This is a genomic window from Elusimicrobiota bacterium (assembly GCA_026388095.1).
Lineage (GTDB): Bacteria > Elusimicrobiota > Elusimicrobia > UBA1565 > UBA9628 > UBA9628.
The window spans coordinates 21,066-33,825 of sequence record JAPLKL010000014.1; the positions used below are offsets into that span (position 1 = coordinate 21,066).

Below are 12,760 nucleotides of genomic sequence, written 5' to 3' on the forward strand. Positions count from 1 at the left end.
AGTGATTATAGCAAAGAGGAGCCGGAAGGCTTGCCCCGGGCCGCCCGAATTGATAAATTCACACTATGAACACGAGAGTAGTCCTCGCCGCCCTGCTGTGCCTGACCTTGACCGCGGACCTGGCCCGCGCCGCCTCCGCCCCCAAACCGCGGCACCCGGCGAAGGCAGCTGCCTCCACCTCCTTGCTCAAGCGCATCGCCGATTACATCAACTCCGACCCGGTGCAGAAGGCGCCGCTCGCCATCGCCGTGGCCGCGGTGCGGGGCGGCATCCCCACGGACCAGGGCGAGAACCTCGACCAGCGCCTGCTCGACCGGGCCGAGCTCCTGCGCCGCACGCTCTTGGCCGCCCCATCGTCCGCGGACGAAAAGGCGCTCAAGCCCATCTACCGCGCCCTGGCCGTCTCCCAGTTGGTCCAGGCCGCGGGGCTCGCCCCCCGGCCGGCCGTGGCCCAGGAGATATCTTCCTCCCTCAAGGAGCTCTCGGCTAGCATGCCCGAGGCTCTGCGCTCCCTCCTCAAAGGCCCGGTCGACGGCTTGAACGACAAGGCCTTGGTGGCCGCGGGCTGGGGCAAGTACTGCCGGGAGCTGACTCCCGCCGCGAGCCGCGAAGCCCCGGCCGCTCCGGACATGATCGCCGCCCCGGAGACGGCGCGCATCGACGAGACTCTCAAGAGCCTCCAGGACTCCTGGTCGCTCAAGTCCCTGCCCCAGGACCAGGAGGCGGAGGCGCATTTCCTGGCCGGGCAGGTCTACGTCCAACTGGCCCACGCGGAGTACGCCGGAGTAGCCGCGCAAGCGGCTTCAGCCTCGGCCGCGCCGTCCGAGCCCGTGGTCCCGGCGGCGCCCCGCCTGGCCGCGCCTGAAGCCATGCAGCCCGTCGCTGCGGGGCCGGAGTTCAACCCCCGTTCCATTTACGCCAAGGCCTCCCCCGCCGTGGTGCTCATCATCTGCTCGGACAAGGACGGCGGCGGTGAATTGGGCAGCGGCAGCATGCTCGATGTCTCCGGAAAGGTCCTGACCAACGCGCATGTGGTCATCCGCGACTCCACGCGCCAGCCCTGGCCGGTCATCCGGGTCTACTTCAAGCCGGCCAAGATGACCGGCGACCCGCAGCAGGACCTGGTCGACCCCGCGGAGGCCGAGGTCCTGCAGTACGACTCCAGCCTGGACCTGGCCCTGATTCGGACCAAGACCGCGCCTCCGCGGGCGGCGACCTTGTCCTTGGGCGACCCGGAGGGGGTCTCGGTCGGCGACCGCGTGGCCGCCATCGGGCACCCGGAGCAGGGCGGCATGTGGACCTTGACCACGGGCATCGTCAGCACCGTGGTCGCCAATCTGGGCAACGTGAAAGGCAAGAAAGGCTTCCAGACCGACGCCTCCATCAACCGGGGCAATTCCGGCGGGCCCCTGGTGGACGCCTCGGGCAACATCATCGGCGTGAACACCTTGATGTCGCGCAAGGCCGCCGACGGGCTGGCCATCACGGGCGTGAACTACGCGGTGCGCGCGGACGTGGCCAAGCGCTGGCTGGCGCAGAAAGCCGGCCTGCAGCTCGCCTATGCCGGCCCCGCGGCGGGCGCCCCTGCCGCCGTGGCTATGGACACGCCGGCCCCGGCTCCCTTCCTGCGCAAGTCTCCGGTCCTGCCTCCGGCCCCGCCGCCGGCGGCCACGGTGGCGCAGAACACCCGGGTGGCGCCGCCTCCCGCCGCCATACCCTCCGAACTGCCCATGGCCGACCGGTCCCGGCCGCTGCCGCCGCCCACGATGCGCGAGGGCGTGACCCAGGCAAACCGCGCTGCACGGACCTTCCCCTACAAGCCGCCCCCGGCCGCAGCTGCGAAGGCGCCGCCGGCAGCGCCCGCCGTCAAGGACGCCCAGCACCAGACCGTCACCGAGAGCCGGCCTTATGACCGCGACGCGGTCATCGAGGCCCAGATCAAGGAGATGGAGGACCTGGGCGAAGAGATGCACCAGGAGATCATGAAGCGCCAAGGGAGCCATTGACCATGTCCAAGACCATCCCGACCGTCCTGGCCCTGCTGCTTCTGGCCTTGGCCGCGGCCCCGTGCCGAGCCGAGGCCAGGCAGAACCTGATCGAATACATCAGCGCGAACCTGAAGAAGGACGGGGGCCTGCCCCCGGCCGACCAGGCCCGCATCGTCTCCGCCTTCGGCAGCCAATGCGCGGCCCACAAGCTCGACGTGGTGCCGGCCAAGGACACGACCAAGGCGGACGTGGTCATGCGCATGATCATCGAGGGCGTGTTCGATCAGAGCCCGGCGGAGCGCATCGCGGACGTGGCCTGCGCGGCCGAACGGGCTCTCTCCAAGGGCGCGCCGCCGGACGTTGTGGAAGGCATCGCGCTCTACGGCTACCGCAAGAAGATCGCGGGTGAGCGCATCGCGCTCTGGGCCAGGGGCTACAAGGACCTGACCGACGCGAAGGTCCCTCCGGAAGTGGCCGCGGACCTGATCCGCAACGCGATGGAGAAGGACTGGGAAGACTCCACCTTCTTCATGTTCAAGGACAACATGTACACGGCGGCCAAGTCGCGCTTCAACATGCAGGACTACGCGACCTATCTGTTCGGTCATTATCTGGAGGGCCAGAAGCGGCCCGGGGCCATGGGCGCAGACGCCCTGGCGTATTTCAGGAAATGCGCGGCGACCAAGACGGCGCCGAGCCTGCCGCCTTACCAGGGCGTGTTCACGGCCAAGCCGTTCGCGGGAATCGTCTATGAGGCCAAGCCGAAGGAGGAGGCTCCGGCGGCTCAGCCTGAGCCGGTGCAGCCCGCCGTGGAACCGGCGCAGCCGACGCCAGCGGTGCCGGCGACTCCGGAGCCGGTCAAGCCCGTAGTCGAGCCGGCCCAGCCCGCGCCCCCGGTCCAGGCGGAGCCGGTCAAGCCGGTGAGCCCGGCCAAGCCGGCGACTCCGGTCAAGCCCGCGACTCCGGTCAAGCCGGCGACGACGCCGAAGCCGGCGCCTCGGCCGACGCCGGCGGAGATGGGGCTGGCCATGGGCGCGGTGTGGCCCGGCCTGTACACCTCGGCGCAGTCTTATCTGGGCACGCCTTATGTCTGGGGCGGCACCACGCACCAGGGCATCGACTGTTCGGCCTTCACGCAGAACTCCTACGGCGAGAACAAGGTGCGCATCCCGCGCGTGAGCCGCGACCAGTGGAAGACGGGCGACCCCATCCAATGGAAGGACCTGCAGAAAGGGGACCTGGTGTTCTTCAACACCATGGGCGCGGGAGTCTCCCACGTCGGGTTGGTCGTGGACCCGGTGGGGCCGAAGTTCTTCCACGCCTCATCGTCGCACGGGGTGATGGCGCAGGACCTGAGCAAGAACTACTACAAGTCGCGGTATCTGGGCGCGCGGCGCATCATCCCGTAAGACGGCGCCAAGTCAAGCCCCCCTGGCCTCAGAGGCGAGGGGGGTCTGTTCCCGGGCGCCGACCACCGCCGGCAGCAGCCACCAGCAGGCGAACGTGCACGCGGAACCGATCAGGATCAGCACCGCAGCTGAGCAATATGAAGGATTCCCCGCGGCCGCGAACACCAGCTTCATCTTGTCGTAAAGCGTCCCCCCCACCGTGTTGGAGCCTAAAGCCGCCAGGTTGAAAACGGCCATGTACACCGCGAAAGCCGTCGCCTCCGCGTGCTTCGGGCAGGACTGCGCGGCCAGGTCCATCAAAGCCAGCCGAAACACCACGCCCAGGAAGCCGAACAGCACGGTCAGCACCCCCGCAGAGACCGGACCAAGATAGAGCAGGTAGAGCAGGCTCGTCGCCCCAGACACCAAGATCCCGAAGCGCAGGAACCGGCCCGTGCCCCAGCGCCGGATCGTCGTGCCGAAGAAAGCCGCTCCCGCCATGCCCGCTGCCCCGCCCATGGTGCTTAGAGCCCCGATGTACACCGGGCCCAGATGCAGAGCCTCGCTCTGATAGTAGAACTGGGCCGAGCCCAGGAACGGATAGAAGCTCCACAGGAAGATCATCAGGCACAAGGCCCAGAAAGACTTCTCGCGCATCAGCCCCAGCAGGTTGCGCGCCCCCTCGCGGGCCGGCTCGCGCGCCGGGAGCTCCTTGACCCATATTGCCGAGCCTGCGATCAGCAGGGGGAACACCGCGGCCAGAGCGAACACCGTGCGCATCGAAGCGTGCGCGGAAAGCCAGCCCCCGCCCAGGCCCGTCAGCACCAAGGTCGCGTAGAGCGTCCCGATCTGCACCGCCTGGTACGTCCCCGTCTTGCCCGCGGCCTTGCCCGTCTCCACCATCACCCCGTCGCAGACCACGTCGCAGAACACTACAGAGAAGTTCACCGCGGCCAGCAGGATCAGGAGCGGCGCGTAGCGGTGCGTCGGATGCAGGGCGAGTATGATCCAGCAGACCGAGCCCAGCAGAGCCCCCAGCACCAGGTGCGGCCGGCGCAGCCCCCCCGGCAGGCGCACCAGGTCGGTCAAAAGGCCGAAGAGCGGCTTTATGAGAAAGGGCGCGGTCATCCAGGCCACGAACACGGCGGTCTGGCCCGCGCTGAGCTTGAGGCCGTCCTTGAGCAGGTAGTTCACCGGCTCGTAGACGATCCCCGCCATCCCCTGGGCGAAATAATTTACGGCGCAGAACAGATAGAGGCTGTCGAATCCAGGCACGGGCGCAGATTCTAGCAGTTTCCGCCAAATCTATGTAGAATGGCGCTATGGCGACCCTGCCGCTGCTGCTCCTCGGGCTCTGTCTCTCCGTTCAGGCGGATCCCCCCGACGCTCCCTCCCAGCTGCCGGAGCTGGAGGGGCAGCCGGCGCAGCCAGCCGCCTCCATCGGAAAGCCCGGCCCGGCGGTCGTTTCGGACACGGAGGACCAGCCCGCCTCCCGCCCCATGTCCCTCGCCGACGCGCGCATGAATTTCGCCACCGTCGTCGAGAGCTTCATCGCCGCCCACAGCCCGGACGGCTACTGGCCGCTCAAGCAGAAGAGCACGGGCAAGGCCCTCAAGCTCAGGTTCGAGAGCATCCTGCCCGACAGCGTCCGCGAGATCCAGGATGGCCGCTTCATGGGCCGCGCGGTCCTGCGCGATGTCGAAGCGAACATCCCGGTCAAGGCCGACTTCACCGTGGACTTCAGCGGACACCAATGGCAGGTCGAGAGCCTGAGCCTGGTCTCCGCCGCCCCCCGGGCCCGCAAGCCGCCGCGCAAAGCCCCGGCCCGGCGGCCCGCGGCCGGGCGGAGCCCGGAGCCTCGCTGATCAGCGCAGGGCCAGCAGGGTCAGCTCGAAGACGACGATCGTGGGGACGGCCAGGGCGATCTGCGAGAACACGTCCGGCGGGGTCAGCGCCCCGGCCACGACGAAGGCTCCCAGATAGACGAAGCGCCAGCGCTCGCGCAGGGTCCGGCGCGAGACGATGCCCAGCCGGTTGAGCAACACCAGAACGATCGGCATCTGGAACACCGCTCCGAAGGCCAAGGCGAGCCCCGTCACGAACCCCAGATAGCCGCTCAAGGTCATGAGCGGCCGTATCTCCTCGCTGCCGAAGGCCAGCAGGAACCGCATCGCCGACGGCACCACCACGAACATCGCGAGCGCCGCCCCCAGGGCGAAGAGGATGTAGGAGGCGGCCGCCAGGCCGAAGGCCAGCCGGCGCAGCCCCGGGCTGAAGGCCCGGGCCACGAAGAGCCAGACCTGGTGCAGGATCAGCGGCAACGAGGCCAGAAGCCCCGTGAAGGCCGCCGTCTTGAGCCGGACCATGAAGGCCTCGGTCGGCAGCGTGAACACCACGCCGCCCGCGCTGCGGGCCAGCCAGGTCAGCAGCTTGCCCGAAGCGCCGTAGCAGAGCACCGTCCCCGCGCACCAGTAGGCCAGACAAAAGACCAGACGCCGCCGCAATTCGATGATATGGTCGGTCAAAGGCTCGGAGGGGTCGCGCTCCGGTTCGGGCCGGACCCCGGCAGCGCCGTCTAGGACAGAAGATACTGGCACGCGTGGTGCTCCTCTTTGCCCGGGCTCCAGGGCAGCGCGACGACCCGCACGCCCAGCTCCCGCACGGCCGCCTCGGTGGCGGCGTCGGGCAGCCGCTGGTCATAGCCCAAAGCGAGTATGTCCGGACGCTCGCGGCGCAGGCTCTGGGCGAAGCTCCCCGCCGCGCCCACCACCACTTTGTCAGCCAAGCCCAGCTCCCGCATGCGCGCCAGGCGCTGCCGGGCCGGGACGGCGTTGGGCTTGTGGTTATGCGCGTCGTGAGACAGGACCACGACCAGGCGGTCGCCCAGGGCCCGGGCCAGGCGCAGCGTGCGCAGGTGCGCCTTGTGCACGCGGTTGAAGCAGCCGGCCACGAAGACCGTCGTCTTGGGCTCGCTCACGGCCCGGCCATTCTATCATTTTGGTACAATCGCCTCATGGCGGTGGACTTTCGCTTCGTGCTGACCGGAGCCAAGCGGGTCTTCGACTCGCGGCCCATGTACGCCCAGCTGGTGGTCACGGACGACTGCAACCTGGCCTGCGCCTACTGCGATGAGTACCAGGCCAACGCGCCCCTGCCCCCTCGCGACGAGCTCAAGCGCCGCGTGGACCTACTGGACCGGCTGGGGGTCCAGGTCTACGATTTCCTGGGCGGCGAGCCCCTGCTGCACCCCGGCATCGCCGAGCTCGTCCGCCACGCCAAATCCAAGCGCGGCGGCTCCAACTTGGTCACCATCATCACCAACGGCTTCCTCCTGAAGGAGGAAACCGTGCGCGCGCTCAACGCCGCGGGCCTGGACTTCATGCAGGTCTCGGTGGACTCCATCGAGCCCACGCAGATGTCCCAGAAGGCGCTCAAGACCCTCATGCCCCGCCTCCAAATGCTGGCCAAGGAGGCGCGCTTCCAGGTCGAGGTCCAGACCGTCCTCAACGAGGCGACCCGGGACTCCTACGCCCAGTTCCGCGCCCTGCTCAAAGACCTGCCCTTCGCCTTCGGCTTCTCCATCATGCACGGCCGGGGCGGCCGCATCGCCATCCAGGGTTCCGAGTACCTGGCCTTGCTCGAGAAGTACGGGGTCTTCGAAGGCGTGAACTTCTACGGCCAGCACCTGCGCGAGATGCTCCAAGGCGATTTCTCCCGCCCTTGGCTTTGCTTGGCGGGGTCGAAGTTCCTTTATGTGAACGGCAAGGGCGAAGCCCAATGGTGCGGCCAGCAGCGCGAATGCCGGCGCAAGCTGGAGGACATCGACCTAGCCTGGCTGCGCTCCAACCGCCGGCACAAGCCCTGCGAGCCCGGCTGCGCCCTGGGCTGCGTGCGCCTCATCTCAGCGACCTTGGGCGAGCCTTTCCAGACCCTGGGCGCGAGCCTCTCTTTGGCCCTGGGCCTGGGCAGGAAAGCGGGCGGCGGCAGCGCATAGCGATACCATAATACGCTTCCTTGACAGGCCCTGAAAAGGAATATAGACTTACCTTGCTCTAAGGGGCAGGACGAACAGAATCCAGGGGAAAGGAGACACAGTGAAAAAAACGATGGTGATGGCGTTGGCAATGCTGACGTTGGCTTCGGCGGCGTACGCGCTGGGAGCCAGTGATCCGAACGCCGGATGCGGCTGGGGCACCAGCGCGTTCGAGGGTAAGACCGACAAGAAGCTGTATGCGCTCTTTGCGGCCACGACCAACGGGACGTACACGCAGACCTTCGGCATCAGCTCCGAGACGGCGGGCTGCACGTTGAAGGGCGGCTGGGTCAAGAACGAGAAGAAAGCGGCGGTCTACGCCGAGGTCAACCTGCAGAGGATCTCCAAGGAGATGGCGCAGGGCGGCGGCGAGTACCTCACCGCTTTGGCCACGCTCTTGGGCTGCCAGAATGAGCAGGCCAAGCAGGCCTTCTTCAAGACGACCCAGAAGAACTACGAGTCCATCTTCACGACCGCCAGCATCGACTCGGCGACCATGCTCCGGAACCTCCGGAACGTGATGGCCGCTGACCCCACGCTCGCGACGCTCTAAAGCGGAACCGAGTTCGGGATCGAGGTACGCGGGCGGGACGCCCCTGCGGCGTTCCGCCCGCGTCATTTTCAACATGCGCGCGATACTCGTCGGGCTGGCCTGTCTCCTGGCCGCGCGCGCGGCCTTCGGCCAGGACGCCGCCTACCGCGACGAACTCATCGGGCGCTCGCGCGAGCTCGAGCTCTCCGGGCTGCGCAAATGGCACCGGCTCCTGCATTACCAGGCGCGCGGGAAAGGGTGGCGCAGCGAAGCCGACGGAGCGAAGTTCTTCATCTCCCCCCAGGGCCGGACCGACCCGGCGGCCGAACTCGAGGCGACCATCGCGTCCTTCTTCGGGCCGCCGCCGGCTGACGCCAAGTCCCAGCATCCCCAGTGCCGCTTCCCGGCGCGCTATGCCTGGCTCAAGGACAAGCTGGCCTTCGCCCCGGAGCGCCTCCCGGAACACCCCTGCCCCGACTTCGAAGCCTGGCGCAACGCCATCGGCGCGCAGGCCGTCTCCTTGGTCTTCGCCGACGCCTTCCTGGGCAACCCCTCGTCCATGTACGGGCACACCTTCCTGCGCATGCACCGGCAGGCGGCCGGGGAGGGCGACGCCCTGCTGGACTACACGATCAACTTCGAAGGCATCCCGAATACCGACAACGTGATCCTCTACACCCTGCGGGGGGTCTATGGAGGCTTCCGGGGCGAATTCTCGCTGATGCCCTTCTATATGAAGACGCAGGAGTACAGCAACCTGGAGTGCCGCGACCTCTGGGACTACCGCCTCAACTTCTCTGCGGCGCAGATCGACCTCCTGCTCAGGCACGCCTGGGAGATGGGCAGCACCTACTTCGACTATTACTTCTTCACCAAGAACTGCTCCTATCAGCTGCTGACTTTGCTGGAGTCGGCCGACGACTCCCTCGACCTCAGCGCGCGCTTCCCCCTGGCGGTCATCCCCGCGGACACCGTGCGCGTCCTGCTCTCCCAGCCGGGGCTCGCGGGCGAGACCCATTACCGGCCTTCTTTCGTGACCGAGATGAAGGCCCGGCGCGCCCGCCTCTCCGAAGGCGAGCTGGCCGCGGCCGCCAGGCTCGGCCGGAAGGTCGACGATGCGGAGCTCGGCGCGCTCCAGTCCTTCCCCCCCGGGCGCCAGGCCCTGGTCCTGGACTCCGCTCACGACTACCTGCTCTACAACAGCGGCTTCTACACGAAGCCGAGCACCGAGACGTCCACGGCAGAGCACGCCCTGCTCGTGGCTCGCGGCCGCCTGGGGGAGCCCCCCGCGCCCTTCACCATCCCGCCCCCCCGGCCCCTCGAGGCCGGCCACGACACGGCCCGAGCCGGCCTGGGCTTCGGGACGAACCGGAGGTTCTCCTTCGAGGAGCTGTCCTGGCGCGGCTCCCTGCACGACCTGCCCGCCTCCGACGACGGCTACATCCCCGACAGCCAGCTCGAGATGCTCAACGCTCGCCTACGCTTCGACAACAACGGCCGACAGCCTTACATCGAGCGCCTCGACCTCTTCGACATCGTCGCGCTGACGCCATGGGACCCCTGGCTGCGCAAGCTCTCCTGGAGAATCTCGACCGGCGTGGACCAGGCCAAGGAGCTGGGCTGCAACGGCGCCTCGTGCATGTATTACGGCCTGGGCGGCGGCGCCGGCCTCTCGGCCCTGACCCACCTGGGCCGCCGCGAGCTCTTCTACGCCCTGGCCGAGGCGGATCTCGGCGCGGCCCCGGTTTTCGACCAGGGCTGGCGCTCGGGGGCCGGCGGGACCGCGGGCCTGATGCTGGACCTGACGCGCTCCTGGAGGACGCTCTTCGAGGCGACCTACATCGGCTACGCGGGAAGCCCGGCCCAGCAGCGGCTGCGCTTGGCGAGCTCCTGGCACCTCAGCCGGGACGCGGAACTGCGCCTGAGCCTCGACCGCCGGGTCCCGGATGAGGAGGCGGGGCTCTCCTTCTTCCTGTATTTCTGACCATGCGGCGGCTCCCCCTCCTGCTGGCTCCGCTCGCGCTCGCCGCCTGCACGTCCGTCTTCTTCCAGCCGACGCGCCGTTTCTACGTCGCCCCGGAAGAATTCAAGCTCGAGTACGAAACGGTCCGATTCCGGTCTCAGGACGGGACCGGGTTGACGGGCCTGTACCTGCACGCCTCCACGGCTCCGGTCCGCGGCACGGTCATCCAATTCCACGGCAACGGCGAGAACATGACCTCGCACTATGCCTACGCGGCTTGGCTCGCAGCCAGGGGCTACAACGTCTTCGCCTTCGACTACCGGGGCTACGGAGCCTCGCAGGGCATCGCGGGGATGCGGGGCGCCGTGGAGGACGGCATGGCGGCGGTCGATTATGTCATGGGGCGCCCGGACGTGGACCCGGCCCGGGTCGCGGTGTGGGGCCAGAGCCTGGGCGGCGCGCTGGCCATCGCGGCCCTGGGCTCGCGGCGCGGTCCCGCGGTCCGGGCCTTGGTGCTGGAGAGCACCTTCGACTCCTACCGCGACATGGCCCAGGACGCCCTGTCGCGAAGCTGGCTGACCTGGCCTTTGCAGTGGCCGCTCTCGCGTCTGCTCATATCCGACCGCTACAGACCCGCCAGATATGTCGATAGGCTGCCGCCCTGCCGCATCCTCGTCATGCACAGCGAGGCGGACCAGGTCGTGCCGTTCCGGCTCGGGCAGAGGCTCTTCTCGCGCCTGCCCGAGCCTAAGGAGTTCTGGAGGGTGGAGCGGGCCCGACACCTGGAGATCTTCGGCGACTACGGCGCGGTCTACAGGCCCCGGCTGACGGAATTCCTCGACCGCGCCTGGTCAGGCCGCTAGAACAGGTCGCCGATGCCTGGTCCCGGGACGACCATGCGCGAAGCCGCCTCGAAGAAGGCGTGGTAGAAGGCGTACCAGCCCGCGAAGATACCCGCCACCACCAAGGCCAGCACGAGCGCGGCGCCGGCCAGCTTCCAGTAGCGCAGCGGGTCGGCCGTATCGGCCGGCCGGGAGGCCACGGAGCGCAGGACTTCTAAGGAAGCGGCGGCGCCCTTGCCGGGCAGGACGTAGGCATGCGCCATGCGCGGGTCAGCGCTGTTGCCCACGCTCAGGGCCAGCATGCCGGGCAAAGCCTTCTCCATGTTGCGGTCCGTCTCGTTGCCGGTGAAGGGCAGGGGACGGCCGGCGATGCGCTCGGCCAAGCGCTGTGCCAAGGCGGCCAGACGGCTGGGATGCTCCGGGCTCTGGGGCACGTACATGTTGTCGCCCAGAGCCAGGGCCTCCCAGGGCTCGACGCCCAGGGCTCCCGCGATGTATTTGACCGAGAAGGACTTGTCGACTATGGAGAACTGGATGTAGGCCGGGTTGGCCGGGTCCTTGGGCACGCGAGCGTTGACCTTCACGTCGAGCCCGCGCTTCCTGAGCTCCGCCTCGAAGAGGCGCGAGGCATTCTTGACCGCGGCCTCCGGAGTGCCCACGGCCAGCATCATGGCGTAGCTGTAGGGACCCCAGCTCTCGGCCGGGTTCTTGGCGTCGCCGGGGTGCTGGGAGGTGCCCAGAGCGGGCAGTTGGGACTTCAGAGCGGCGATGGCCTCCAGGACGGGGCCCCTGCGCGACTCATCGAACGCCGGGTACTCCCAGACCTTCACGGGCTCCCCCTTCTCGTCGTACCGGTAGACCTTGCCGCCGCTGACAGCCGCGACGTACATGCCGGCGCGGTCCGCGGCCGGGATGGCGGCCAAGGATTCGAAGGCGCTGCGCTGGTTGCCGCCGGACACGTCCGTGCGGTCCGTGATGACCGCCACTTCCTTGCCCGCCTTGCGGATGGCGGCCAGGGCCGCGGCCATCTCCGGAGTCAGGACGCTGTTGTACGGCCCGAGGGTGTCGTCGAAATCGCTGAACACCACGCGCTTGTGCCCGGCCTCGGCCAGGACCGCGGCGGCCAGCTGCGGGCCGGACGGGGGCAGGCTCGCGGTCACGCCGAAGATGGAGGCCACGGCCGCGAGCATCTTGCGCTTGACGTTGTAGGCGAAGCGGCCTTCCACGGGCTTGACCGCCTGCGCCGGAGCGGAGGGCTTGGCTGCGGCCTTCTCCACGGAGGGGGCCGAGGGTGCGAGCTGGGACGGGGAAGCCGCCTGCTCCGGAGCGGCCAGCACGGCGGCCGATATGTCTCCGGAGCCGACGGAGCGCCGGCCCGTGATGATGTCCTCCATGCGCTGGCCGGCGGAGGATGAATCCTCGGCGCCGATGTCCGGCTTCGCGATGACCTGGACCTCGGCGGATACCGCTTCGGAGAGCTTGGCCACCGGGGCCGAAGGCCCCGCGGCCTGCTCGGCCTGCGGCGCGGAGACCGGGACGGCCGCGGCCGGAGCCGCGAAGATGATGCCGGAGGGTGAAAGGACGGCGGCGGTCTTGACCGCGGCGGCCGCGGGGGCCGGGGTCAGCGTGGAAAGATTCGAGATGAGTCCCGGGGCGGCAAGGGACATGACCGGGGAGCCGACGCCGGAGATCGTCTTGGACAAGCCCGCAGGCCCCGCGTTGGGCACAGCGGCCGTCTCGACCGTGGTCGCCACGCGCGCGGCGCCGGCCCATGACTGGCAGGCCCACAAGAGCGATGAGATGACGAGAGCGGCGACCGTCGTGTTCTTGCGGCGGGCCTGGGTTTCTGTCATAAGGACATTATAGCCCGGCCCCTCGGCGGCGGGCTGGGCCGTTGGGGCAGAGGGGAAAGTTTTTCGGCCTAGGCCTTTGGACCCATACGAGCCTGGGCCTTCAGGCCCTTTTTCGGACCAAAGGGCCCATATAAACTACCCACAAGTCCTAACCATATGAA

11 protein-coding genes are annotated in these 12,760 nt (G+C 68.5%); 7 read left to right on the forward strand and 4 right to left on the reverse strand.

What is annotated here, in order from left to right; translation table 11 throughout:
- Positions 1–65 precede the first annotated feature (65 nt).
- Both NTY77_03495 and NTY77_03500 read left to right on the forward strand, forming a co-directional pair.
- Positions 66–2,006, forward strand: a complete 1,941-nt coding sequence (locus NTY77_03495; GenBank protein MCX5794543.1) for a serine protease — start codon at positions 66–68, stop codon at positions 2,004–2,006.
- 2 nt (positions 2,007–2,008) lie between these two features.
- Positions 2,009–3,397 (forward strand): NlpC/P60 family protein, encoded by a 1,389-nt coding sequence (locus NTY77_03500; protein ID MCX5794544.1) that lies wholly within the window; start codon positions 2,009–2,011, stop codon positions 3,395–3,397.
- A gap of 12 nt (positions 3,398–3,409) precedes the next feature.
- On the opposite strand, the gene NTY77_03505 is transcribed toward NTY77_03500, so the two are convergent.
- On the reverse strand, positions 3,410–4,651 hold the full coding sequence (locus NTY77_03505; GenBank protein MCX5794545.1) for an MFS transporter: 1,242 nt from the start codon (positions 4,649–4,651) through the stop codon (positions 3,410–3,412).
- 47 nt (positions 4,652–4,698) lie between these two features.
- On the opposite strand from NTY77_03505, the gene NTY77_03510 reads away from it, so the two are divergent.
- Entirely contained in the window at positions 4,699–5,241 is a 543-nt protein-coding gene (locus tag NTY77_03510; protein ID MCX5794546.1) for a hypothetical protein, read from the forward strand.
- On the opposite strand, the gene tatC is transcribed toward NTY77_03510, so the two are convergent.
- Together tatC and NTY77_03520 are read right to left on the reverse strand one after the other, a co-directional pair.
- Positions 5,242–5,973 carry a twin-arginine translocase subunit TatC gene (gene tatC / locus NTY77_03515; GenBank protein MCX5794547.1) on the reverse strand — a complete coding sequence of 244 codons (732 nt, stop codon included), beginning with the start codon at positions 5,971–5,973 and terminating at the stop codon, positions 5,242–5,244.
- Positions 5,952–6,353: an adenylyltransferase/cytidyltransferase family protein gene (locus NTY77_03520; protein MCX5794548.1), complete on the reverse strand. Its 402-nt coding sequence runs from the start codon at positions 6,351–6,353 to the stop codon at positions 5,952–5,954. The genes tatC and NTY77_03520 overlap by 22 nt, the downstream gene beginning before the upstream one ends.
- Positions 6,354–6,389: 36 nt before the next feature.
- On the opposite strand from NTY77_03520, the gene NTY77_03525 reads away from it, so the two are divergent.
- The 4 genes from NTY77_03525 (at position 6,390) to NTY77_03540 (ending at position 10,767) form a co-directional block, all read left to right on the forward strand.
- Positions 6,390–7,370 (forward strand): radical SAM protein, encoded by a 981-nt coding sequence (locus NTY77_03525; GenBank protein ID MCX5794549.1) that lies wholly within the window; start codon positions 6,390–6,392, stop codon positions 7,368–7,370.
- 100 nt (positions 7,371–7,470) lie between these two features.
- Positions 7,471–7,962, forward strand: coding sequence for a DUF3015 family protein (locus tag NTY77_03530; GenBank protein ID MCX5794550.1), 492 nt, complete (start codon positions 7,471–7,473; stop codon positions 7,960–7,962).
- Positions 7,963–8,035: 73 nt separating this feature from the next.
- On the forward strand, positions 8,036–9,925 hold the full coding sequence (locus tag NTY77_03535; protein MCX5794551.1) for a DUF4105 domain-containing protein: 1,890 nt from the start codon (positions 8,036–8,038) through the stop codon (positions 9,923–9,925).
- 2 nt (positions 9,926–9,927) lie between these two features.
- Entirely contained in the window at positions 9,928–10,767 is an 840-nt protein-coding gene (locus NTY77_03540) for an alpha/beta hydrolase (protein MCX5794552.1), read from the forward strand.
- Here the strand turns inward: NTY77_03540 and NTY77_03545 are convergent.
- A complete protein-coding gene (locus NTY77_03545; protein MCX5794553.1) occupies positions 10,764–12,599 on the reverse strand; it encodes a hypothetical protein in 1,836 nt (611 codons plus the stop codon). The two genes, NTY77_03540 and NTY77_03545, sit on opposite strands and share 4 nt — an antisense overlap.
- Positions 12,600–12,760: the final 161 nt, after the last annotated feature.

Excerpts from the sequence above, each read along its gene's own strand:
- NTY77_03495 (MCX5794543.1), top strand. The coding sequence starts at position 66 with ATGAACACGAGAGTAGTCCTCGCCGCCCTGCTGTGCCTGACCTTGACC.
- NTY77_03500 (MCX5794544.1), top strand. The coding sequence starts at position 2,009 with ATGTCCAAGACCATCCCGACCGTCCTGGCCCTGCTGCTTCTGGCCTTG.
- NTY77_03510 (MCX5794546.1), top strand. The coding sequence starts at position 4,699 with ATGGCGACCCTGCCGCTGCTGCTCCTCGGGCTCTGTCTCTCCGTTCAG.
- NTY77_03525 (MCX5794549.1), top strand. The coding sequence starts at position 6,390 with ATGGCGGTGGACTTTCGCTTCGTGCTGACCGGAGCCAAGCGGGTCTTC.
- NTY77_03535 (MCX5794551.1), top strand. The coding sequence starts at position 8,036 with ATGCGCGCGATACTCGTCGGGCTGGCCTGTCTCCTGGCCGCGCGCGCG.
- NTY77_03540 (MCX5794552.1), top strand. The coding sequence starts at position 9,928 with ATGCGGCGGCTCCCCCTCCTGCTGGCTCCGCTCGCGCTCGCCGCCTGC.
- NTY77_03545 (MCX5794553.1), bottom strand. The coding sequence starts at position 12,599 with ATGACAGAAACCCAGGCCCGCCGCAAGAACACGACGGTCGCCGCTCTC.